Source organism: Kitasatospora cystarginea (genome assembly GCF_039533515.1).
Lineage (GTDB): Bacteria > Actinomycetota > Actinomycetes > Streptomycetales > Streptomycetaceae > Kitasatospora > Kitasatospora cystarginea.
The window spans coordinates 1-20,443 of the sequence record NZ_BAAATR010000067.1; the positions used below are offsets into that span (position 1 = coordinate 1).

Annotated in this window: 17 protein-coding genes and 3 pseudogenes; 11 read left to right on the top strand and 9 right to left on the bottom strand. The window is 70.8% G+C overall.

Going from position 1 to position 20,443, the window contains the following annotated elements; all coding sequences use genetic code 11:
• Nucleotides 1–91 precede the first annotated feature (91 nt).
• From ABD369_RS37775 to ABD369_RS37785, 3 genes are all read right to left on the bottom strand, one after another.
• Complete coding sequence (locus ABD369_RS37775) at nucleotides 92–706, bottom strand: helicase associated domain-containing protein (protein WP_344641177.1); 615 nt, start codon at nucleotides 704–706, stop codon at nucleotides 92–94.
• Between the two features lie 236 nt (nucleotides 707–942).
• Entirely contained in the window at nucleotides 943–1,587 is a 645-nt protein-coding gene (locus ABD369_RS37780; protein WP_344641178.1) for an NADPH-dependent F420 reductase, read from the bottom strand.
• Nucleotides 1,588–1,635: 48 nt separating this feature from the next.
• Nucleotides 1,636–2,448, bottom strand: a complete 813-nt coding sequence (locus tag ABD369_RS37785; RefSeq protein WP_344641179.1) for an inositol monophosphatase family protein — start codon at nucleotides 2,446–2,448, stop codon at nucleotides 1,636–1,638.
• A 116-nt stretch (nucleotides 2,449–2,564) separates the two neighbouring features.
• On the opposite strand from ABD369_RS37785, the gene ABD369_RS37790 reads away from it, so the two are divergent.
• From ABD369_RS37790 to ABD369_RS37805, 4 genes are all read left to right on the top strand, one after another.
• Complete coding sequence (locus ABD369_RS37790) at nucleotides 2,565–3,509, top strand: LysR family transcriptional regulator (RefSeq protein ID WP_344641180.1); 945 nt, start codon at nucleotides 2,565–2,567, stop codon at nucleotides 3,507–3,509.
• Between the two features lie 399 nt (nucleotides 3,510–3,908).
• On the top strand, nucleotides 3,909–4,247 hold the full coding sequence (locus tag ABD369_RS37795) for a transposase (RefSeq protein ID WP_425557867.1): 339 nt from the start codon (nucleotides 3,909–3,911) through the stop codon (nucleotides 4,245–4,247).
• A 118-nt stretch (nucleotides 4,248–4,365) separates the two neighbouring features.
• Entirely contained in the window at nucleotides 4,366–4,803 is a 438-nt protein-coding gene (locus ABD369_RS37800; protein WP_344641191.1) for a hypothetical protein, read from the top strand.
• A 526-nt stretch (nucleotides 4,804–5,329) separates the two neighbouring features.
• Nucleotides 5,330–7,477 carry a HEAT repeat domain-containing protein gene (locus ABD369_RS37805; RefSeq protein WP_344641181.1) on the top strand — a complete coding sequence of 716 codons (2,148 nt, stop codon included), beginning with the start codon at nucleotides 5,330–5,332 and terminating at the stop codon, nucleotides 7,475–7,477.
• Nucleotides 7,478–7,566: 89 nt separating this feature from the next.
• Here the strand turns inward: ABD369_RS37805 and ABD369_RS37810 are convergent, their stop codons facing one another.
• Nucleotides 7,567–8,616 carry a helicase associated domain-containing protein gene (locus ABD369_RS37810; protein ID WP_344641182.1) on the bottom strand — a complete coding sequence of 350 codons (1,050 nt, stop codon included), beginning with the start codon at nucleotides 8,614–8,616 and terminating at the stop codon, nucleotides 7,567–7,569.
• A gap of 283 nt (nucleotides 8,617–8,899) precedes the next feature.
• On the opposite strand from ABD369_RS37810, the gene ABD369_RS41410 reads away from it, so the two are divergent.
• The 3 genes and pseudogenes from ABD369_RS41410 (at nucleotide 8,900) to ABD369_RS41420 (ending at nucleotide 10,785) form a co-directional block, all read left to right on the top strand.
• A complete protein-coding gene (locus ABD369_RS41410; protein ID WP_425557868.1) occupies nucleotides 8,900–9,637 on the top strand; it encodes a DUF4158 domain-containing protein in 738 nt (245 codons plus the stop codon).
• A 114-nt stretch (nucleotides 9,638–9,751) separates the two neighbouring features.
• Nucleotides 9,752–10,409 (top strand): annotated as a pseudogene (locus ABD369_RS41415) (Tn3 family transposase); the annotation flags it as partial.
• Nucleotides 10,410–10,515: 106 nt separating this feature from the next.
• Entirely contained in the window at nucleotides 10,516–10,785 is a 270-nt protein-coding gene (locus tag ABD369_RS41420; RefSeq protein ID WP_425557869.1) for a Tn3 family transposase, read from the top strand.
• Nucleotides 10,786–10,810: 25 nt separating this feature from the next.
• Here the strand turns inward: ABD369_RS41420 and ABD369_RS37820 are convergent, their stop codons facing one another.
• A complete protein-coding gene (locus ABD369_RS37820; protein WP_344641183.1) occupies nucleotides 10,811–11,536 on the bottom strand; it encodes a dienelactone hydrolase family protein in 726 nt (241 codons plus the stop codon).
• Between the two features lie 259 nt (nucleotides 11,537–11,795).
• Here ABD369_RS37820 and ABD369_RS37825 point away from each other — a divergent pair.
• From ABD369_RS37825 to ABD369_RS37840, 4 genes and pseudogenes are all read left to right on the top strand, one after another.
• Nucleotides 11,796–12,095: pseudogene (locus tag ABD369_RS37825) on the top strand (recombinase family protein); the annotation flags it as partial.
• A gap of 710 nt (nucleotides 12,096–12,805) precedes the next feature.
• Complete coding sequence (locus ABD369_RS37830) at nucleotides 12,806–15,019, top strand: MMPL family transporter (protein WP_344641184.1); 2,214 nt, start codon at nucleotides 12,806–12,808, stop codon at nucleotides 15,017–15,019.
• A 5-nt stretch (nucleotides 15,020–15,024) separates the two neighbouring features.
• The gene (locus tag ABD369_RS37835) at nucleotides 15,025–16,212 is read left to right on the top strand and encodes a sensor histidine kinase (RefSeq protein WP_344641185.1); all 1,188 of its coding nucleotides are present in this window, start codon (nucleotides 15,025–15,027) and stop codon (nucleotides 16,210–16,212) included.
• Between the two features lie 4 nt (nucleotides 16,213–16,216).
• Complete coding sequence (locus tag ABD369_RS37840) at nucleotides 16,217–16,867, top strand: response regulator (RefSeq protein ID WP_344641186.1); 651 nt, start codon at nucleotides 16,217–16,219, stop codon at nucleotides 16,865–16,867.
• A 227-nt stretch (nucleotides 16,868–17,094) separates the two neighbouring features.
• Here ABD369_RS37840 and ABD369_RS41425 read toward each other — a convergent pair.
• The 4 genes and pseudogenes from ABD369_RS41425 to ABD369_RS37860 all read right to left on the bottom strand — a co-directional run.
• Nucleotides 17,095–17,487 (bottom strand): annotated as a pseudogene (locus ABD369_RS41425) (DUF4158 domain-containing protein); the annotation flags it as partial.
• A 601-nt stretch (nucleotides 17,488–18,088) separates the two neighbouring features.
• Nucleotides 18,089–18,691: a TetR/AcrR family transcriptional regulator gene (locus ABD369_RS37850; protein WP_344641188.1), complete on the bottom strand. Its 603-nt coding sequence runs from the start codon at nucleotides 18,689–18,691 to the stop codon at nucleotides 18,089–18,091.
• A gap of 79 nt (nucleotides 18,692–18,770) precedes the next feature.
• The gene (locus ABD369_RS37855; protein ID WP_344641189.1) at nucleotides 18,771–19,733 is read right to left on the bottom strand and encodes a quinone oxidoreductase family protein; all 963 of its coding nucleotides are present in this window, start codon (nucleotides 19,731–19,733) and stop codon (nucleotides 18,771–18,773) included.
• 41 nt (nucleotides 19,734–19,774) lie between these two features.
• The gene (locus ABD369_RS37860) at nucleotides 19,775–20,308 is read right to left on the bottom strand and encodes a hypothetical protein (protein WP_344641190.1); all 534 of its coding nucleotides are present in this window, start codon (nucleotides 20,306–20,308) and stop codon (nucleotides 19,775–19,777) included.
• Nucleotides 20,309–20,443 lie beyond the last annotated feature (135 nt).

The window sequence follows — 20,443 nt, forward strand, 5'->3', positions numbered from 1 at the left end:
CCACGACACCATCAGACAGAAGCCGAGCTCAGCGATCCCCTGCCATCAATCAGCCCGCTGCCGCCCATCCCGCTGACACCACCACGCACACTCACAGTCCGTGGAGGGCGTCCAGGAGCGCGGTCTGCTGGTCGGTCAGCTTCCCGTCGGTGCGGGCCTTGTCCTGCTTGCGCAGCCAGGTGCCGGGTCGGAAGGCCGGGTCGGCTTCGCCGCCGGTGCGGTTCGCCGGTCCGGTGAGGGTTCCGCCGGCGGCGAGCAGGCGGCGGTAGGAGCGGTTCCAGTCCGGCTCCAGGCGCCACAGCTCGTCCAGCGAGTCCAGCTTCGCGGCCTGGTCCTTGGTGAGGTTGTCGGCCTCGCGCTGGCGGCGCATCCACGCGCCCACCGCGTAGTCGTCGAGCTTCGCGGTCGCCGGGATCGCGAGGTGGCCGTGCTGGTCGTGGAACGCGGCGGCGTAGGCGTGGCCGCGTTCCCAGGCGCCTGCGTTCTTCGACCAGATCATGCCGAGCGCGTCCAGTTCGCTGACGCGGGCGAGGTCGAGCAGGCCCTGGCCGCCCAGGTAGCGCTGGCGGGTGAGCCAGGAGACCAGCTCGGCGTGCTTCTCGCGGTCGGTGGGGTCGAGGTGGCCGTGCTGGAGGTGGAAGACCGCCGCGACGACGTGCATCCGCTGCCACTCGACCGCGCGCGGGTTGAACGCCCGCAGCTTCACGGTCTGGAGGATCTGCGCCGCATGGTGCTGGGCGTTGATCTTCAGCCACGATGGCTCTGTACACGGGATGGGAGTCGTTTGTCGACGACTTCGGGAGTCGCCTGGCGGGGAGTAGGCATGATCAATGTCGATCAGTTCGGGCGTCACTTGCAGCTCAGCGGGCGTTGTCCGTGCCGGCGCCCAGCTGCCTCGCACGAGCCCGCTACTGACTTTCGCCCGAATGCGGTCTTGATGGGTCAGCGGGCGAGGGAGACGGCGAAGGGCTTGAAGCCGTGTCGGCGCAGGATGTGGGGCACGACGAGGATCATGGCCTCGGTGGCGCGGGCCGTGGTGATGCCGCCGAGGTCCTCGATCCATGCGGGCTGCCAGCCCAGGTCGCCGAGCAGGCCGGTGACGGTCTTCTTCGCATCCTGGTCGTCGCCCGAGAGATAGGCGGTCGGTGGGGTGGCCAGGGTTTCGGGGGCGGTCATGACCATGAACAGCATGGTGTTGAGCGTCTTGACCACGTGGGTGTCGGGGAGGGCGGCCTGGAGTTGCTCGGCGAGGCTGCTGCCGGGGTAGCACAGGGCGCCGGGCAGGCTGTCATCGGCGTCGCGGGTGGCATTGGAGACATCGACGAGGAGTTTTCCGGAGAGCTCGGTTCGCAGGACTGCCAGGCGGTCCAGGGAGGTGTCGCCGGGGGTCGCGTTGATCACGATGTCCGTGGTGCGGGCGGTGGTGGGCTGGTCGGCGAAGGCGATCTGTGGGGCGATGCCGGCGGCAAGGGCTGCGGTGTCTTCCGGGTTCCGGACGCCGAGGGTGACACGGTGTCCGGCCGCGGAGAGCTTGCCGGCGAGGTTGGCGCCGACGCGGCCGGCGCCCAGGATGCCGATGTGGGTCATGAGGTGATGCTCCTTGCGGTGTGAGGTGGGTGGAGCAGAGGTGTCCGGTCAGGCGATCGGGGAGAGGACCTTGAGGGCGGCGGTGTGGATGCCAGGGGCGGCGGCCAGGAAGTCGCGGCTGCCCGTGTTCCAGGGCTCGCCCGCCAGGTCGGTGACGGTGCCTCCGGCCTCGGAGACCAGCAGCGCACCGGCGACCAGACCGGAGCGGACGTCGGAGAACTGCCAGAAGGCGTCCATGCGGCCTGCCGCGACGTGGATGAGCTGCATCGTGGCGGGAACGGACACGCGCACGACCAGGCCGTTGACGAGCATGGCGGTGACCGAGTCGCCGATCCGCCGGAAGGTGCGCTCGTCCTCGCCGGGCCTGGCCTGGCCGGTGCCGATGAGCGCGGCGCCCAGATCGGTCTTCGCGGAAACCTTCAGGGGCCGGTCGTTGAGCCGGGCACCGCCGCCGGCGACAGCGGTGTAGGTGTCGCCGGCCAGCGGCAGGTGGACGACCGTGACCACCGACCGGTTGTCGCGGACCAGGGTGGCGGTCACGGCCCAGTCGTCCATGCCGTGGACGTGGTTGATGTTGCCCTCGGCGGGGTCGACGACCCACCACTCCCCGAGCGGCAGCGCGCCGCCAGCCAGCTCGTCCTCGGCCCACTGCGATCCGGGCCGGGCCCGCAGCAGCGGCTCCCGCAGCACGTCCAGCACCGCGTCGTCGTTGGCGTGGATCTCGGCGACGACCTCGTCCAGACTCACGCCCCGGGCGTGCGAGGTGTGGCGGTCGCGCAGGGTGAGGCCGGCGGTCTTCACCGCGGCGGTCACTTCGGACAGGAGCGTCGTGTCGGCGGCGAAGGGCATGGCTGTGCTCATAACGGGCTCCCTGGGTTCGATGTGTGCGGGCGGCTTTGTCTCTCGCCTGCACTTCGAAGGTAGGCTCCCCGATCATTAACAACAAGTGCATGCTACGCACTTGTAGAGTTACTGCCATGCAACTGGATCTGAACCTGCTCACGGCGCTGGACGCACTGTTGGAAGAGGGCAGCGTTGCCGGCGCCGCAGCGCGTCTCCACGTCACCGCACCGGCGATGAGCCGCTCCCTGGGCCGCATCCGCAAGGCCACCGGTGACCAGATCCTGGTCCGCACCGGCCGCAGCATGGTTCCCACCACCCGCGCGCTGGCCATGCGCGCTCGGGTCCACGCCCTCGTCCAGCAGGCCCACCACCTTCTGTCCGCGCAGCAGGAACTCGACCTGGCAGCCCTGGATCGGGTGTTCACCGTGCGCTGGCACGACGCCCTGACCGCCGCCTGCGGCACCGCCCTGACCACGGCCGTCCACCACCAGGCCCCCGGCGTCCGGCTGCGCCTGTCCGCCGAACCCGGGGCGGACGACGCCGAGCTGCGCCGGGGTGAGGTCGACCTCGAATCGAGTTCCAGCGCTCCGGCCCTCCCCGACATCCGTCACCGCCTCGTCGGCAGCGACCGGCTGGTCGTCGCCGTCCGACCGGGCCACCCCCTCACCGAAGGCCCGCTGAGCATCGAGCGCTACGCGGCCGCCGAACACCTCACCATTTCGCGACGCGGAAGCCTGCGCGACCCGATCGACGACGCCCTGACCGCCCGTGGCCTCCAACGACGCGTCGTCGTCGCCGGACCCACGGCCGCCTTCGCCCTGCAGCTCGCCCTCGACACCGACCTGGTCGTCACCCTCCCCGACGCGGTCACCCGCGCAGCCCGGGAACGACTCGGCCTGGTCACACTGCCACCGCCGCTCCCGCTGCCCGACGTCCCCCTGTACCTGCTGTGGCACCAGCGCTACGACGACGACCGCGCCCACGCCTGGCTGCGAGACCTGGCCACCGAAACCGTCCAGGCACTGTTCGCACCACCGACCGCCTCTCAACAGTCCCTCACCAACCGGACCGGGAAGTGACGGATACGCCCGAGGAAAGGCCAGCGGCAGCTGACTCCCGTTCTCGTGAACATCACCTATTCGTGCGAGCGTGCGACTCCCAGTCTCGCGTCGAAACGACGTCGTACATCGCGTACAAAGCCAGTCGGCTGATGGTGGTCTCGGCGATGTTCGTAGCCGGGCAGGCGTGGTTTTGTCGTTGGGTGGGGCTGCTGCTTAGCTTGACTATTAACCCCACCAAGATCATGTCTTGGTGGGGTTTGTCGTCGCCTGACAGCCGGGCGGCCTTTGCGTGATCGTGTCTTCTCGCTGAAGTCGACAACGGATCCACCCAAAGGCCGTGATGGACAGTCTGCAAGATGACGCCGCGCGCGTCGGGGCTCTGGCCGGGTTGTCCCGGTTTCGCCGCGAGTTCTACGAGTGCCTGCCCCTGCGGCGGATGCCCTGTTCGAGCTGATGGACGCGGTCCTGTGCGCCGACGGGCCGGTCATCTCGCTGCCGGAGCTGTCACTGGAGCCGGTGCGCCGGCGCGGGCACGGGGCGATGTACGACGTGCTCGCCCAGGGGCGCATCGCCGTGTCCCGCCTCCGCGTGGCGCTGGCCGGCCTTGATCTGCCGCGCAGGACGGACCGGCAGCTGTCCATCGCGCTGGACGTCACGCCCTGGCCGCGCCCGGACGCCGAGTGCTCGCCGCAGCGCGGTCGGCGATGTCCTGCCGGTGGCGTCCGGGCAGCGGCTATTGTCTGGAACACGCGGTGAACAACCGATGATGGTCGGGAAGTGACACCGTGTGGGCAGTTCGATGTGCCGTTGAGGGGTCTCGACAGGCTCGCGGTCATGTACGGGACTTCCGGGTCGGCGAGGTGGGATTGTGGGAATGGTCGAGCGGCTGTGGACGGCCGGGGAGATGCCGCCCCGTGACGGGCTGTACCGGCCGGACGACACGGGCTTGGAGGTGCATGTGCAAGGCCCCGGGGCCTACCACCCGGATGCCGGGCAGCCGATCCCCTTCCGCCTCGGAGAGCCGTTCGACGTGATGCAGTCCATCGAGGAGGACGGCAACACCGCCGAGGTGGACACCTACTTCGAGAGCCCGCTGCCGGACGGATCGGGATGGATGTCTGGCGGCGGCGGACAGATGGGCAACATCGGCTACCTCGCCCGTCTCAACACCGACCGCTCCCTACGGTGGGTCGCTGTCATGGACTACTCCAACCCGTTCGTGGGAGTGCGCTACGAAGGCCTGACCGCTGTCTTCACCAACGACTGGCGAAACCTGCTGACCCTCGACCTCACCGGCCCCGCATTTGCCTGACCCCGCAGGTGCGGGATGTCCGCGGTGGCAGAAGGTCACGCTGGACGTTTCCAAGCCGTGGATGCGCTGCCATTCGTCGCGGGCGGTGGCGGCCGGGAGGGCGGCCTTCTCGTCCCCGGTGTCGGTGTAGCGGGCGCTCGTGGTCCCGGGCGGCGGCGAGGGACTGGGTGATGGCGCGCAGGCTCGTCCCGGCCACCCGCCGGCGGACCCGGCGGCGCACGTCGCCGAGCAGCCCGTGCTCCTCGGCATCGAACCCGCCATCGCGTGCAGCGCACCCGAGCGACCAAATGCTGCTCAATGGTGTCCGGCCGGGAGCGGGTCAAGAACCGCGGTCGCCGCCGCATTGGCCGGGAAAAGCGACGTCCGACCGGACAGGGCACAGCCGGGCAGTGGCCCGCAGCTCGGGTCCGCACCGCCCGCTGGCAGGACCTCGAACACCACTGGCGCCGCTTCCTCGAGCGGCCCGAGGCCTACCTGCGGCACCTGGTCTGAGCGGATGTCGGAGGTCCCTGCGAAGATCACGGCCATGGAGCTCCCCACCGCCCTCCCCGGGCTCGACGCCCACCCCTGGTCCACCGTCAACCACGCCTACGGCCCCGCCGAGGACCTGCCCGGGTTGTTGCGCACCTTCGCCGAGGGCGGTGAGGACGCCGAGGAGGCGCTGGACGAGCTGTACGGCTCGATCGTGCACCAGGGCACCGTGTACGCGGCCAGCGTCGACGCCGCCCCGTACCTCGCCCGAATCGCCGCCTCCGGCCGGCAGACCGTCGACGCGCTCCGCCTGCTCGGCTGCCTCGCCGAGAGCGAGGACGAGTACGACGTCGAGCCGGGCGCCGTCCGGGCCGCCGTCACCGCCCAACTTCCGCTGCTCATACCGCTGCTGGCCGATGAGGACGCCGCCGTCCGGCAGGCGGCCGGCTGGACGGTCGGCCACACCCGGGACACCGGCACCGCCCTGCCCGCCGTCCGGGCCCGCCTGGCCGCCGAGACCGAGCCAGCCGTCCGGGCCGAACTCCTCACCGCGTACGGCCGGTTGGACCGCGCGGGCGCCGTCGCCGAGGCCCGCGCCCTGCTCGGCCCGGACACGCCCGCGCCGCTGCGCCTGGCCGCCGTGTTCGCCGCGTTGGACGCAGAGGAGCCGTGGCTCGCCGGGCACCGCGACGCCGTCCTCGGCCTGTTGCCCGCGCGCGAGACGGCCAGGTCCGGCTACGCGAACGAGCACCGGGAGCCGCTGCGCACGATCGTCGGGATCCTGCTGGGGCGGGACACGGACGCCGACCGCGAGAGTGCCCTCGCGCTGCTCGACGCTGCCCTGCGTGACGAGCGTTCCGAGGTGCGGGCCGAGGCCCTGTGGGCGGCCGACCGCGCCTGCACCCTGTCCCGCAGCGCCCCGCAGCGGCTGATCCCCGCGATCGTCCCGCTCGCCGCCGACTGGGCGGCCGCCCAGCTGCTGGGCAAGATCGGCCCGGCCGCCGCCGAGGCCGCGCATCTCCTCGCCGAACTCGCCGCGCAGCCGGACGACGAGGCGGCCGACCAGGCCCTCGCCGCGCTCGTGCTGGTGGCGCCGAAGGCCGCCGCCCCGCTGCTGGCCCGGGCCCTCGGCCGGCGCCCGCGCGCCATGCAGTGCGCCACCGGGTCCCACGCCCCGGCCGATGCGCCCTTCCCGTTCGACCCGGAACTGTTCGCCGCGGTCCGCGCTCGCCTGGCCGCCAAGGCGCTGGAGCGTCCCGAGGGGTGCAAGGACTGCGGTTGCTCGACGACCGAGGACCACAACGACACCGCCGGACTGGTCCACCTGCTGCGGCAATGGGGCCCACAGGCCGTCGAGGCGCTGCCCGAACTGTGCGCCGTCCTGCCCCGGTTCCAGTACGCCGCCACCGCGATCACCGCCGTCGCCGCCGACATCGGGCCGGAGCAGCGCGAGCAGGCCGCCACCGCCCTGCGGGCCGGCGCCCGGAAGCTGTTCGTGGCGCAGGCACTGCACGAGCTGACCGGCGAGACCGGGCCGCTGTTCGCCGCCGCCGAGGCGGCGCTCGCCACCGGTGTGCGCGGCGCCGTCAAGGGCGCCCGCGCCTTGGCCGCCCTCGGCCCGACAGCCGCCCGCCTCACCCCGGCCCTGCGGACGGCGCTCGGCCGCACCATCGACCGCGACACCACGCCGGAGGTGGACACCGACCTCGCCTTGGCGCTCGCCCTCTGGAGGATCACCGGGGAAGCGGCCGAGGTCCTCCCGGTACTGGCCTCGGTGTTCGACAGAAGCGAGGGCCGGCAGTGGTTCCACTGCACGGCCGCCCGCGCCGCCCGCGAGATCGCCGTGCTCGGCAAGGCCGGGCGCCCGCTGACCGCCCGGCTCCAAGCTCTCCTCGACGACCCAGCCCAAGCACCCTCGGCCGTCCTCGGGCTGCTCGCCGTCGCCGATCCGGCCGGCCTCGACCGCACCCGGCTCGCCGAGGCGGCGCTGCACTCGGCCGAGACCCGCGCCAACCTCAAGGGCGCCTGCGACGCCCTGCGGGCGCTCGGCGCCGCCGCCCTGACGCCGGAGCAGCACGACCGGCTGGCCGCGCTCGCCACCGGGGACCGCCGCCTGGTCGTCTCCGGGTCCAACTACGCGATGATCCGCGAGGACGAACAGCTGCGCGCCGCGCTGGCGTCCGTCCTCAACCGGGTCGGCTGAGGCCCGGGTCCTCTCTTTCGGATCTTGCCGGGTGCCCAGGCCGCGCGCCCAGGAAGATCCGAAAAAGAGGACCTAGGGTGCGGGGCAGATCAGCCGGTGACGGTCTCGGCGTGCCGGTCGGTCAGCTTCCCGCCGGTGCGGGCCATGTCCTGCTTGCGCAGCCACGCGCCGGGCCGGAAGGCCGGGTCCGCCTCGCCGCCGGTGCGGTTCGCCGGGCCGTCCAGGGTCCCACCGACGGCGAGGTAGGCGAGCAGGCGGCGGTAGGAGCGGTTCCAGTCCGGCTCCAGGCGCCACAGCTCGTCCAGCGCGTCGAGCTTGGCCACCTGGTCCTTGGTGAGGTTCTCGGCCTTGCGCTGGCGGCGCATCCACGCCCCGACCGCGTAGTCGTCCAGCTTTACGGTGGCGGGGATTGCGAGGTGGCCGTGCTGGTGGTGGAACGCCCGCGCGTAGGCGGCCCCGCGCTCCCAGGCGTTGGCGCTCTTCGACCAGATCATGCCGAGCGCGTCCAGCTCCGAGACGCGGGCGGCATCGAGTAGGCCCTGGCCGCCCAGGTGGCGCTGGCGGGTGAGCCAGGAGATCAGCTCCACGTGGCGGGTCTTGTCGGTGGGGTCGAGGTGGCCGTGCTGGAGGTGGAAGACCGCCGCGACCGCGTGCATCCGCTGCCACTCGACCGCGCGCGGGTTGAACGCGCGGAGCTTGACGGTCTGGAGGATCCGCGCGGCGTGCTGCTTCGCGTTGATCCGCAGCCACTCGATCGGTGACTCCACCGGGGCCGGCTGCTGCTCGCCCTCCCCGGCCTCGGCGGACTTGCCCTCGGCCGGCTTGGCCGCGGTGGTGTGCGCGGTGCCCTGGGAACGGTGGGCGCGCAGTTCGGTGATCCGGCCGACGACGCGGGCGTCGTGGGCGGCGAGGGCGCGCAGGACCCGCCAGATGGTTCGGAAGGAACTGGCTTCGATCTCGGCTTCGGCCTTCACGGCCTCGCCGGCGACGTGGACCTCGGCCGGGTCGGCGGTGGCGGTGTCGTCGCCGACCAGCGGGCTGGGCAGGTAGACGGGGATGATGACCCAGGAGACCTTGCCCTGGCGGTAGGCCTGGCGCAGGGCGCGGCCGATGGGCACCTGGGTCCGGTTGAGGAACATCTCCACGAGGCGACGACGCCCACGAGCCAGGACGCCTCGCCGTGAGTCGGCACGAACTCACGGGTCGATCCCGGCAGAGCACACCATTAGACCCGCGGGTTCCCACTGAAGAGCCTTCAGTTTCCCTGAACCCACGGGGCTCTCCGGCCTCGGGGAACATCGGTACAGCGGCTATCGGTGAGAACGATCATGGCCGTCTAGCACAGTGATCCACTTCACCGCTGGGGTTCGGTGAAACGCCTCCGGCCCTGGTCCGGGGCTGGCTACGGTCCGGCTCGTGCCGGTGGAATTTCTGAGTGATGAGCAGGCCGAGGCGTACGGGACGTTCGCCGGGGAGCCGACGAGGCCCGAGCTGGAGCGGTTCTTCTTCCTGGACGACGTGGACCGGGACCTGATCGCCCTGCGGCGGATGGAGCATCACCGGCTCGGGTTCGCGCTCCAGATGTGCACGGTGCGGCACGTCGGCCTGTTCCTGGAGGACCCGCTCACAATGCCGTGGCCGGTGATCGAGCACCTGGCCGTGCAGCTCGGCATTGGGGACCCGTCGGTGGTCAAGCGGTACACGGAGCGGCGTCAGACGCTGTACGACCACGCGTGGGAGATCCGGGACGCCTACGGCTACCACCCCTACGGGGACGACGAGTGGGGCCGGCGGTTCCGAACGTTCCTGCACGGGCGGGCGTGGACGCACGCCGAGGGCCCGAAGGCACTGTTCGACCACGCGGTGGGCTGGCTGCGCCGTCGCCGGGTTCTGCTGCCCGGGGTGTCGGTGCTGGCCCGGCAGGTGTCGGAGGCGCGGAAGGTCGCGGAGAAGCGGCTGCACGCCACCGTCGCGGGCGCCGCCCGCCGCGCGGACCCGGCGCTGCCCGGTGACCTGGTGGCGACGCTGAAGACGCCGGAGGCTCGCGGTTCTCGGAGCTGGAGCGGCTGCGCCGGCCGCCGACGCGGACGACGGGCACGGCGTTCGCCCGCGCGCTGGAGCGGGTGGACGAGCTGGGCACCTACCGGCTCGGGCGGTTGAAGCTGTCGCAGATCCCGCCGAACCGGATGGCGGCGCTGGCCCGGTACGCGCTGGGGTCGAAGGTGCCGCTACTACCTGCGCGCCGACACCATCGCCGCGGCGAACGCGCGGCTCATCGCCGCCCAGGCCCAGATCCCGATCGTGCAGTTCTGCGGCGACGGGCTGCTCGCCTCCGTGGACGGGCTGCGGTTCGTCGTCCCCGTGCGCACCGTGAGCGCGGCGCCGTCGCCGAAGTGCTTCGGGTTCAAGCGCGGCATCACCTGGCTCAACGCCGTCAACGACCAGGTCGCCGGCATCGGGCAGATGGTCGTACCCGGCACCCCGCGCGACTCCCTGCACATCCTGGACGCCCTGCTGAACCTGGACGGCGGCGTGAAACCGGAGATGGTGGCGACCGACAACGCCTCGTACTCCGACATGGTGTTCGGCCTGTTCAAGATCCTCGGCTACAACTTCAGCCCCGGTTCCGCGATCTGGACGACCAGCGGTTCTGGCGGGCCACGATGCCCGACGTCGAGACCGACAGCTACGGCGTGGTGGAGGACCTGGGCCGCAACCGCGTGAACTTGAACAAGGTGATCACGCACTGGCCGGACATGCTGAAGGTCGCCGGTTCCCTGGTCACCAACCAGGTCCGCGCCTACGACCTGCTGCGCATGTTCGGCCGCGACGGCCGCCCGACCCCGCTCGGGGCGGCATTCGCGGAGTACGGGCGGCCGCCAAGACCGAGCACCTGCTGCGGGTCATCGACCCGGTGGACGACACCTACCGCCGACAGATGAACCGGCAGCTCACCGTGCAGGAATCCCGCCACAAGCTGGCGCGGGACGTGTGCCACGGCAAGCGCGGAACCCATCCACCAGGCGTACCGCGACGGCATGGAGGACCAGCTCGGCGCGCTCGGCCTGGTCCTCAACGCCATCGTGCTCTGGACAACCCGCTACATCGATGCCGCCGTCGCCCAGCTGAAAGCCGAGGGCCACGAGATCCGGGACGAGGACATCGCCCGGCTCTCCCCGTTCAAGCACCGCAACCTGAATCTGCTCGGCCGCTACAGCTTCACCGCCTCGACCCCGGCCGCCGGCGCCCTGCGCCCGCTGCGCGACCCGGATGCCCCAGAGCTGGACGAAGACGACGACGGCGGGTAGGAGTGGGCATCGGGAGCCGATCGGATCAATCCGTGACGGGCAGGCACTCGGCGAGCAGAGCGACGACGTCACGCCAGGCTCGCTGTGCGTGCCGTGGGTGGTAGCCGACGCCGGGACGCACGGTGTGGTCGACCGGTGGATGGTGGAAGGCGTGCAGGGCTCCTCCGTAGACCACGAGGCGCCAGTCGACGCCCGCGGCCTGCATCTCTGCGGTGAACGCGTCCCGTTGGGCGGGCGCCATGATCGGGTCTTCCGACCCGACCCCGGCCCACACCGGGCAGCAGATGCGCGCCGCCTCGCCCGGTCGGCCGGTGATCAGCCCGTTGACTGTCGCGATCGCGCGCAGGTTGACGCCGTCGCGCCCGAGTTCCAGCGCGATGGCGCCCCCGGTGCCGTAGCCGACGGCGGCTATCCGGTCGGGGTCGGTTCGCGGTTCGATGCGCAACACGTCGAGCGCCGCGTGGCCGATGCCTCGCATCCGGTCGGGGTCGGCGAGCAGCGGCATGCAGCGGGCCAGCATCTCCTCGGGGTCCCCCAAATAGCGCCCACCGTGAAGGTCGAAGGCCAGCGCTACATATCCCAGCTCCGCGAGAGCATCGGCCCGGCGGCGCTCGACGTCGCTGAGCCCCGTGCCCTCTGGTCCGAGCAGCACCGCGGGCCGACGGTCGACACCGGCCGGGAGCGCGAGGTGCCCGATCATCGTCAAACCGTCGGCCGGATACTCGACCGTGCGCGTCGTAATCGTTGTCATGAGTCTGGACGGTAATGACCGTTGCGCCCGCTCGGGGTGGTGTTCACCGATGGCAGACAGCAGTCTTTCCCGACTACGACACCCGGACGCGCCTGCTGCCTGTCGGCAAACAATCGTTTGACGACAGGCGGCCGACGCGTCCAATGATCCCGTGCAATCAGGGGGTTCGGGGCGGCGCGAATCCAATCAGATCCGATGGTGATTGCTGACAGGGTTTGACGACAGATAGGGTCCGATCCTCCGTACGGAAGGGGCCTCGGTGGCGAACCTTGTCTACAAGCGGGTCTCGACCGACCAGCAGTCGACCGCCCGGCAGAACCTCGTCCTGGACGAGGCCGGGATCGAGGACCCGGTCGTCTTCGAGGAGGACTGCGGCACCTCCAGCCGCCTCCACCCCCTCCAGCGCCCCAAGTTCCGCGCGCTCCTCGACTACGCGCGACCCGGGGACACCGTGCACATCTCCGAGATGTTCCGCCTCGTACGCGGCACCGGGCACATCCTCGACGTGCTCGACGTCCTCCACCGCGGCGAGGGTCTGCACCATGAACTTCACCGTGGACAGCAGCTCGAGGCCGGAGTTCCGGGTTCGACTGGCCCCACCTGGGTCGGTAGTACCGACACGACTTCGGTTGGCGTAATCGTTCGGTTGCTCCGGTTGGCGGCGTCAGGCTGTGCCTCGTTCGTGATCGCGGCCGTGTCGGGAGGCCGAGCCGTCGACTGGGTCATCTGCTCGCTCGAACTGCACGCAGAGCAGTTGACCTGACGCACCGACACACCTTTCGGGCGGGTGCCATTCGGGCACCCGCCGCGATGGTCAGAGCCTGTGTTCAGTCCGAGATGGCGGCTTTCCAGACCCACGAGGTGAGGCGAGGGCGGTCGGCGAACTCACCCCGGCCAGTGGACCAGAGAAGAACCTGGACGGGGTCACCGGGCGGAGCGTCGGGGAACAGGCGGCCGGGTCGGTGCGGAGCCTGGTGAGGATTCGCCATGCGTAGGCGGCATCGGGGCAGCGGCGCGGGAGGACTCCTCGCCGTCGTCCGCCACACGGTCAAAGGCCATGAACAAGGCCTTCCAGGTCGGCATCGATGTCCCGTCCCACTCAACGTTGTCGTTGTCTCAGGTGTCCTTGCGGATTCGCAGTTGATCCCAGATGGCGTTGTCGCCGCCTGACAGCGGCAGCCCCACCCCTGCCGTCCACCGACCGGTGGACCCAAGGTTCAACCGGCCGGGCGTGTCGGGCGCGGCCCCCGGCCGACCAAGATCTCGGGTATGAGTCAACTCCCTGTACGGATAGCCCGTTGGAGCGCCCGGCACGCATGGCGCGCGATCGCCGGCTGGTTCGCGTTCGTCATTGTGTGCTTCGGCGTCGGCGTCGCAATCGGCTCCCATGAAGCAACTACCGAGGATTATCGGGTCGGTGAGGCGGGGCGGGCCGAGGCCATCGCGAGTGCGGGCGGCCTGCAGCAGCGGCCGACTGAGCAGATCATCATCCACGCCAGGTCCGGGCCGCTGGACCTGGCCGCCGCCGCCGCCGCGGCAGCGCAGGACCTCACCGAGCGGCTGCGGAAACTGCCCGAGGTGGACAGCGTGGCGGCTCCGGTCCGATCCAAGGACGGCAAGGTCCTCAGGGTCTCGGTGGTCCTGAAGGGCCCCGAGCTGAACGGGAAGAAGAACGTCGTCCCGGTCCTCGCCCGGACGGCCCAGGTGCAGGGCGGCCACCCGGACCTGGTCGTGGAGGAGACCGGCTCCCCATCCATCAGCAAGGGCGTCAACGACCAGCGCGGGAAAGACCTCACACTCTCCGAGCGCATCACCCTGCCGGTCACGCTCATCACCCTGCTGATCGTCTTCGGATCGGTGGTCATGGCCGGTGTGCCGCTGTTGCTTGCGCTCTCCTCGATCGCCGCCGCCCTGGGGCTGTCCATGATCGCGTCCCATGTCCTGCCCGATCCCGGTGTCGGGACCAACATGATCCTGCTCATCGGCTTGGCGGTAGGCGTCGACTACACGCTCTTCTACCTCAAGCGCGAACGCGAGGAACGGGCCCGCGCCGGGGGGTGGCCCAGCTCCGAGGCCCTGGTGGAGCTGGCCGCGGCGACTGCGGGCCGGGCCATCGTGGTCTCCGCTCTCGCCGTGGTCGTCTCCACCGCGACCCTGTATCTGGCCACGGACGTCATCTTCTCCTCGCTGGCGACGGGCACGATCCTGGTCGTGGCGGTCGCCATGGTCAGCTCCCTGACCGTACTTCCCGCACTCCTGGTGAAGATCGGCCGGCGGACCGAGCGCCGTGCGGCCGGCAAGGCCGCCCGCCGGGCGAGCCACGGCAGGCCGGTCCGTACGAAGCGCGCGGAGGCCGAGACGGGCCGGGTGTTCGGTGCCCTGCTGAGGCCCGCGCGGAAGCGTCCCGCCATCACGCTGTGCGTGTCGGTGCTGGTCATGTTCGCCCTGGCGGTGCCCGCGCTCGGCCTGAAGCTCGTCGACCCGGGCAAGGACACCTTCTCCCGCGGCATCCCGGCCATGCAGGTCTACGACCGGCTGAACGCGGCCTTCCCGGAGCTCCTGGTCAAGCACGTGGTCGTCGCCCGCTCCACTCCGGACCAAGCGGCCCAGGTGCAGCAGGCTCTGGCGGACCTCGGCCGGCGGGCGCAGGCCGACCCGCTGTTCGCCAGGGACACCGAGCCGAGGGTGCGTACATCGGCCGACGGCCGGATCAGCGTGCTGGAACTGGCCGTCCCGTTCCCCGCACCCTCCGCCGAGGCGGTCGAGTCACTCGACCACATCCGTAAGGACTATCTGCCCGCCACGCTCGGCAAGCTGTCCGGCGTGGAGACGGGGGTGAGCGGTGACGTGGCCCGAGGCCGCGACTACGTGGATCACGAGAACAGCAAGCTGCCGCTGGTCATCGGGTTCCTGCTGCTGGTGACCTTCGTGATGAGCGTGTGGGCGTTCCGCTCGGTGGTCATCGGCCTGATCGGCGTCGTGCTCAATCTGCTGTCCGCCGGGGCTTCGCTCGGCCTACTGGTCGTGTTCTTCCAGGGAACGTGGGCAGAGCACCTGCTGGCATTCGACTCCCTCGGCGCAATCGCGTCCCGGGTACCGCTGTTCCTCTTCGTGATCCTCTTCGGCCTGTCGATGGACTACCAGGTGTTCGTGGTCAGCCGGATCCAGGAGGCCAGGCAGAACGGGATGTCGGCCCGCGAAGCGGTGGTGGACGGCATCAGCCGGTCAGCCAAGGTGGTGACCAGCGCGGCGATCGTGATGGTGACGGTGTTCAGTGCCTTCGTCGCCCTGCACCTCACCGAGATGAAGCAAATGGGATTCTGCCTGGCGGTGGCCGTACTGCTGGACGCCGTGGTCATCCGGCTCATGGTCCTGCCGTCGCTGCTGCTGCTCCTCGGCGAGCGGGCATGGTGGCCGCCGCGCCCGGCGCGACGGGCGCAGACCGGTGTCCCTGCCGCCAGCATGCCGCAGAACATAGGCTGACGATCATGATTCAACGGCCGCAGCCCGACGACCGGTTCCGCACCCGAACCCTGCGCCGGTGGTACGCAGTCTCCTGGGTGTTCCTGGGTTTGTGTCCCCCGGTGATCTCCGCGCTGCACCACACCGGAACGACGAGGTACGGGTCGTTGGCGCTGCTGGCCGTGATCGCCCTCTGCTACACGACCGTTGTGGCCTTTCCCCGCAATCCCGTACTGCGCCCCCATACCTTTCTGGGAGTGCTCGTCCTCGGCTTCGGCGCGCTGTCTCTCCTGCGCGGCGACGGCGCGGCACTGTTCATCGTGTCGCTCCCCCACTTCTGGCTCTTCGCCAGGAGCCCGCGGTACTCGATCGCCCTCAGCGGCGCTGCCGCCGCGGCCACCGCGGTCGGCATCATCCGCCATCAGAGCTGGCACGTGGAGGACTTCTCCACCGGCAATATCGTCTTCACCCTCATCGGCTATGCCGCGAGCGTGCTGCTCGGACTGGGGGTCGTCCGGATCGTCGAGCAGAGCGACGAGCGCGCCCGCCGCCTGGGCTCCGAGCTGGAGAACGCCCAGTCCCGCCTGGCCGAGGCGCACAGACTCCAGGGCGCCACGGAGGAGCGCGAGCGGCTCGCGCGGGAGATCCACGACACCCTTGCGCAGGGCTTCGCATCCATCATCGTGCTGGCGGAGGCTGCCCGCTCCAGCCTCGACACCGACCCCGGCAGGAGCGCCCGGCAGCTGTTCTCGATCGAGAACACCGCACGCGAGAACCTCGCCGAGGCGCGGGCGCTCGTCGGCTCCGCCCTGCGGAGCGGTCCCGCCCTCGGCTCGGTGGCCAAGACCTTGCGCCGGACCCTGGACCGGTTCGCCGAGGACACGGGACTCACCGTCACCGCAGATCTGCCGGACGTCGAGTGCGACCAGCCGACCCGGATCGCGCTCCTGCGCTGCACCCAGGAATCCCTGGCCAACGTCCGCAAGCACGCGGCCGCCTCCGCGGTAGAGATCGTCCTAGCGCCGTCTCCGGATGGCGTCGAACTGGAGATAACCGACGACGGCCAGGGCTTCGTGGTCGAGGACTCACACGGCTTCGGACTCAACGGCATGCGCAATCGCCTGGCCGAACTCGGCGGCGAACTCACCGTCACCAGCTCCCTCGGCGACGGCACCCGCGTCCTCGCGGTAATTCCTACGAACAGTCAGGTGTGAAGACATGACAGCTCGGACAGAGACGGACGGGCTCCGCATCATCGTGGTCGACGACCACACGGTCATGCGCGCCGGGGTCGTCGCCCTGCTGGCCTCGGAGCCCACCATCGACATCGTCGGCGAGGGCGGCGACGGCCGCGCGGCCGTCGAACTCGTCGAGCGCCTGAAGCCGGACGTGGCACTGATCGATCTGCGGATGCCGGTCCTCGACGGGGCGAGTGCCACCGCCGAGATCGTCGCCCGCCACCCGGGAACCCGGGTACTGATCCTGACCACGTACGACACCGACGCGGAGATCGAGCGCGCGGTCGAGGCCGGCGCGATCGGCTACCTACTCAAGGACACCACGCGTGACCAGCTCGTCGACGCCATCCGCTCCGCGGCCCGCGGCGAGACCGTCCTGGCCCCGAGGGTCGCGGAGCGACTGGTTGCCCGCATGCGGCAACCAGCTCCGGTGGCCCTGACCACCCGGGAGGTGGATGTGCTGAGCGCGGTCGCCGACGGCCTGTCCAACGTGGAGATCGGCCGACGGCTGGTCATCGCGGAGGCCACGGTGAAGACCCATCTGCTGCGGGTCTTCGCCAAGCTCGACGTCAGAGACCGCACGCACGCGGTGGTCGTGGCCCTCGAACGCGGACTGCTGGACAGGCGTTAGCCCAGGTGACCGGTGATCGGCGCCCTGGCCGGCTCCTGACACCGTCAGTCCCTCCGCGCCGTCCTCGTCGTCCGAGCCCGGCCACGTCGGGGTCGCGCAAGGGCCGCAGAGGCTGCCGCCAGCCGGGGCGGGGGCGGTGAAGCTGTAGCGGCCCAGCACATTGAGATCGCGGTGCTTGAGGCCTTGGCCGGCTTCCAGCTCAGGTACCGGGTCACCTCCCGCAGATGCTCGGTGCGGGTCTGCTTCCGCTCACCGTAGAACCGCAGCTCGCCGATGGGGATCCGCAGCTGCTCGGAGAGCCGGGGCACCGCCGCCACGGGCGCGGACGCGACCCGATCCGGGACGAAGCCGAGCCACGGCAAGGTCCGCAGCTGGACCGCGAGCCCCAGCCGATCCTTGGGACTGCGGCCACGGCCCGGGTCGATGAACCCGACGTCCGCCGGCGTGAGGGTGAAGAACCGGATCAGCTCTTCCTTGTTGATCTCCGGGAAGCCGCGCAGCCGCTCCAGCTCGTCATCCCCGAACACACGCGTCGCCACCGCGCCCACCCCTTGTCCGACCTGTCGTATCAGCGGCTTTACCGCCCTACAGGTGAACGACCCAGGCTCGTCCCAAGACACGACGCACGGTTCCGCTTCGTGAGCAGTCGCACATCACGGCAGCTCAGAAGCGACGAGCGCCATATCCGTTGTTTTTGCGGCCGATGATCCGGCTACCCCCTCTCCGCGGGCCGTCCCGGCCGGGTTCACCGGCCGGGAGGAGGAGCTGGAGGACTTGCTGGCTCGCTTGGACCCGGCAGCCGGGGACGGCGTCCCGGCGACTGGGGAGGCGGTGGTGGTGGCGTCCGTGCTCGGAATGGGCGGCACGGGCAAGACCACACTCGGTCTCGCCGTCGCGCACGAGGCGATCAGGCGGGGCCTGTTCACCGGTGTGCTCTTCCTCGACCTGCACGACTACGACGACACCGCCCTCGACGCCGGGCAGGCCCTGGACACCGCCCTGCGCGACCTCGGCACGAACCCCGAGCAGATCCCGCCCGATGTCGACCAGCGCGCGGCCCTCTACCGCGCCCAGCTGGCCGCGCGTACCCGGGCGGGGGAACGCGTCCTGCCGCTGCCTGCACACCCACTTTGCCGGGGAAGCCGTGTCGGATGGTCCGTCCGTGGCAGCCCGGCCGTCGGTCCTGGGAGGGTTGCGCGTTCTCGTCCTGTCGCGGAGTTCTCAGTGGTCACGACGGGCGGAGGCGCGGAGGTGGGCGATGCCCGCGTCGAGGGCGGCTTGCAGGTGGGTGGAGCCGCCCGTGGTCATGAGGATCAGCACGCCGCCCTGGATGCCGGCCAACAGGGATGCGGCCTCTCGCTCGGCGTCCAGGTCGGGGGCGATCTCGCCGCTGCCCTGCATGTGACGGATTCCCGCGGCAAGTTGGTTCTGCCACCGGCGGAGCAGTTCGCCCGCCACGATCCTGGTGGCGTCGCTGGTCCCGCCCAGCTGGTTGAAGGCAGCATGGAGGGGACAGTCGCTGCCCTGCGTGCGGTAGCGGGCGAGGACCTTGTCGCGCCACTGGTCCCAGGCGGCCCAAGAGTTGAGGGAGCCGAGCTCCGGCTGCTGATCGTCGATCACCCGGGCCGCCTCATGGCGGACCACGGCCAGCAGCAGTTCGTCCTTCCCGCCGGGAAAGTAGTGGAAGAGCTGGCTCTTGCTGGTCGCGGTGCGGGCCATGACGTCCTCCAGCCGCACCGCGAATACCCCCTGTTCGCGGATCTGGTCGGCGGCGCCCTCGACGATGCGCTGCCTGGTCGCAGTGCCCTTGCGGGTCAGCGGCATGGATCCTCCCGGTACGAGCTGTCGGGTCCCATTCAAGCGGATCGGGCGCGGCGGGCGGAGCCGACCAGGTGACGGCGGGTCAGGGCAGGAGCAACAGTTTGCCGGTGGTGCGGCGCGACTCGATGTCGGCGTGAGCACGGGCCGCCTCGGCGAGCGGGTAGCGGCCGGTGACGTGCGAGGTGATTCGCCCGTCCAGGACCAGGTCGAACACCTCGCCGGTCCGCTGCAGCAGGGTCTCGCGGGTGGCGACGTGGTGGTGCACCACGGGATAGGTCAGCAGGATGCTGTTGGGCAGGTCGGTGGGCCGTAGCGCCGGTACGCCCATGAAGGGGCCGTAGTACGCGTGCACCCCGTGCGGGCGCAGGGCCAGCTGCGAGGAGCGGAACGTGCCGGTGCCTCCGCCGTCGTAGACGACGTCGGCGCCGCGGCCGCCGGTCAGCTCCCGGATCCGTTCCTCGAAGCCACCGCCGGAGTGGACCAGCACGTGGTCGGCGCCGGCCTCCTTCGCGACGGGGGCCTTCTCCTCGCGGGAGACCAGGCCGATCACCCGGCCGCCGCGCGTCCTGATCATCTGCGTGAGCAGCCTGCCGACGCCGCCCGCCGCCGCGTGCACCACCGCGACGTCGCCCGGGCCGATCGGGTAGGTCTCGGTGCTCAGGTGGCTGGCGGTCAGGCCCTGCATCATCACGGCGGCAGCCGTCTCGTCACCGATGCCGTCGGGAACCTTGACCAGCGAGTGGGCCGGGACGGCCAGCAGCTCCGCGTAGCTGCCCGGGTGGTAGAACCAGGCCACCCGGTCGCCGACCGCGAGGTCGTTGACTCCTTCGCCGAGGGCGGTGACGTATCCCATCCCCTCGGCGCCGAGGATCGCGGGAGCCGCCCAACCCGGGCCGCCCTCAGCGCGGGCTCCGACGTCCATGTAGTTCACGCCGGCGGCGCCCAGCCGCACCAGCGCCTCGCCGGGGTGTGGGATCGGGTCCGGCAACTCGGTCCAGCGCATGGCCTCGGGACCACCGTGCTCCTCGATGCGGATCGCATGCATGATGACACCTTCCTGTACCGGTTCGTCACGGGGGGGAACGGTCAGCACGCTAGGCAGCTGAAAATGGACCAGCAAGTCCAAAACGGTGCGCGGTCGGCGTCGCTGTCGCAGACCTTGGTCCGGAACAGCTCGCGGTAGAAGGTGAACTTCGCGGCCACCCGGGCCGGGGCCATGCCGAAGCGGTCGACCTCCACCATCAACACCGGCACCCCGGTCTCCGGAGCCTGCCACACGCCGTCCAGGCGCACCTTGCGCTTCCCGCCGGCCAGCAGGAACTCAGTCTCCGTCGACCAGGAGCGCACCGCGCCCGCCCGCCCGCGGCCCCCGGGGCCTGTGGCAGCCGAGCGGGTGCCGGTCCTCACGCCTTGGCGCCACGGCGTGCTCGGCGGCTGCGCGGCGGTGCCGGCGAGCCGGCGGATCGGCCCAGCCGAGCTGTCGGAGAAGCGGTGATACGGTCGCTGCCCGTGACAGAGCCACTTCCCGTGTTCCCGTACCATTCCGATCCGCTGGTTACCGGTGTCGTCCTCCAGCCCGATGCGGAGCGCGGCTGCTGCGAGCAGGTCCGCGGCACTCACCTCGCATATTCAGACGCCACGTGGGCCGACGCGAGAGGCTAGTGCCGTGACCGCATAGGTTCGCCGGGTTGGCGGTGGCGATGCCTGAACCGGTTGGATGTAGACGGACATCCGATTCGGTGCGGGGAGGCGTGG

Bases quoted from the DNA above. Each gene is read 5' to 3' on its own strand.
- ABD369_RS37790 (WP_344641180.1), top strand. From the start codon at position 2,565: ATGCAACTGGATCTGAACCTGCTCACGGCGCTGGACGCACTGTTGGAA.
- ABD369_RS37800 (WP_344641191.1), top strand. From the start codon at position 4,366: ATGGTCGAGCGGCTGTGGACGGCCGGGGAGATGCCGCCCCGTGACGGG.
- ABD369_RS37855 (WP_344641189.1), bottom strand. From the start codon at position 19,733: ATGCATGCGATCCGCATCGAGGAGCACGGTGGTCCCGAGGCCATGCGC.
- ABD369_RS37820 (WP_344641183.1), bottom strand. From the start codon at position 11,536: ATGACAACGATTACGACGCGCACGGTCGAGTATCCGGCCGACGGTTTG.
- ABD369_RS37850 (WP_344641188.1), bottom strand. From the start codon at position 18,691: ATGCCGCTGACCCGCAAGGGCACTGCGACCAGGCAGCGCATCGTCGAG.
- ABD369_RS37810 (WP_344641182.1), bottom strand. From the start codon at position 8,616: ATGTTCCTCAACCGGACCCAGGTGCCCATCGGCCGCGCCCTGCGCCAG.
- ABD369_RS37780 (WP_344641178.1), bottom strand. From the start codon at position 1,587: ATGACCCACATCGGCATCCTGGGCGCCGGCCGCGTCGGCGCCAACCTC.
- ABD369_RS41420 (WP_425557869.1), top strand. From the start codon at position 10,516: ATGGAGGACCAGCTCGGCGCGCTCGGCCTGGTCCTCAACGCCATCGTG.
- ABD369_RS37785 (WP_344641179.1), bottom strand. From the start codon at position 2,448: ATGAGCACAGCCATGCCCTTCGCCGCCGACACGACGCTCCTGTCCGAA.
- ABD369_RS37835 (WP_344641185.1), top strand. From the start codon at position 15,025: ATGATTCAACGGCCGCAGCCCGACGACCGGTTCCGCACCCGAACCCTG.
- ABD369_RS37805 (WP_344641181.1), top strand. From the start codon at position 5,330: ATGGAGCTCCCCACCGCCCTCCCCGGGCTCGACGCCCACCCCTGGTCC.
- ABD369_RS37840 (WP_344641186.1), top strand. From the start codon at position 16,217: ATGACAGCTCGGACAGAGACGGACGGGCTCCGCATCATCGTGGTCGAC.
- ABD369_RS37830 (WP_344641184.1), top strand. From the start codon at position 12,806: ATGAGTCAACTCCCTGTACGGATAGCCCGTTGGAGCGCCCGGCACGCA.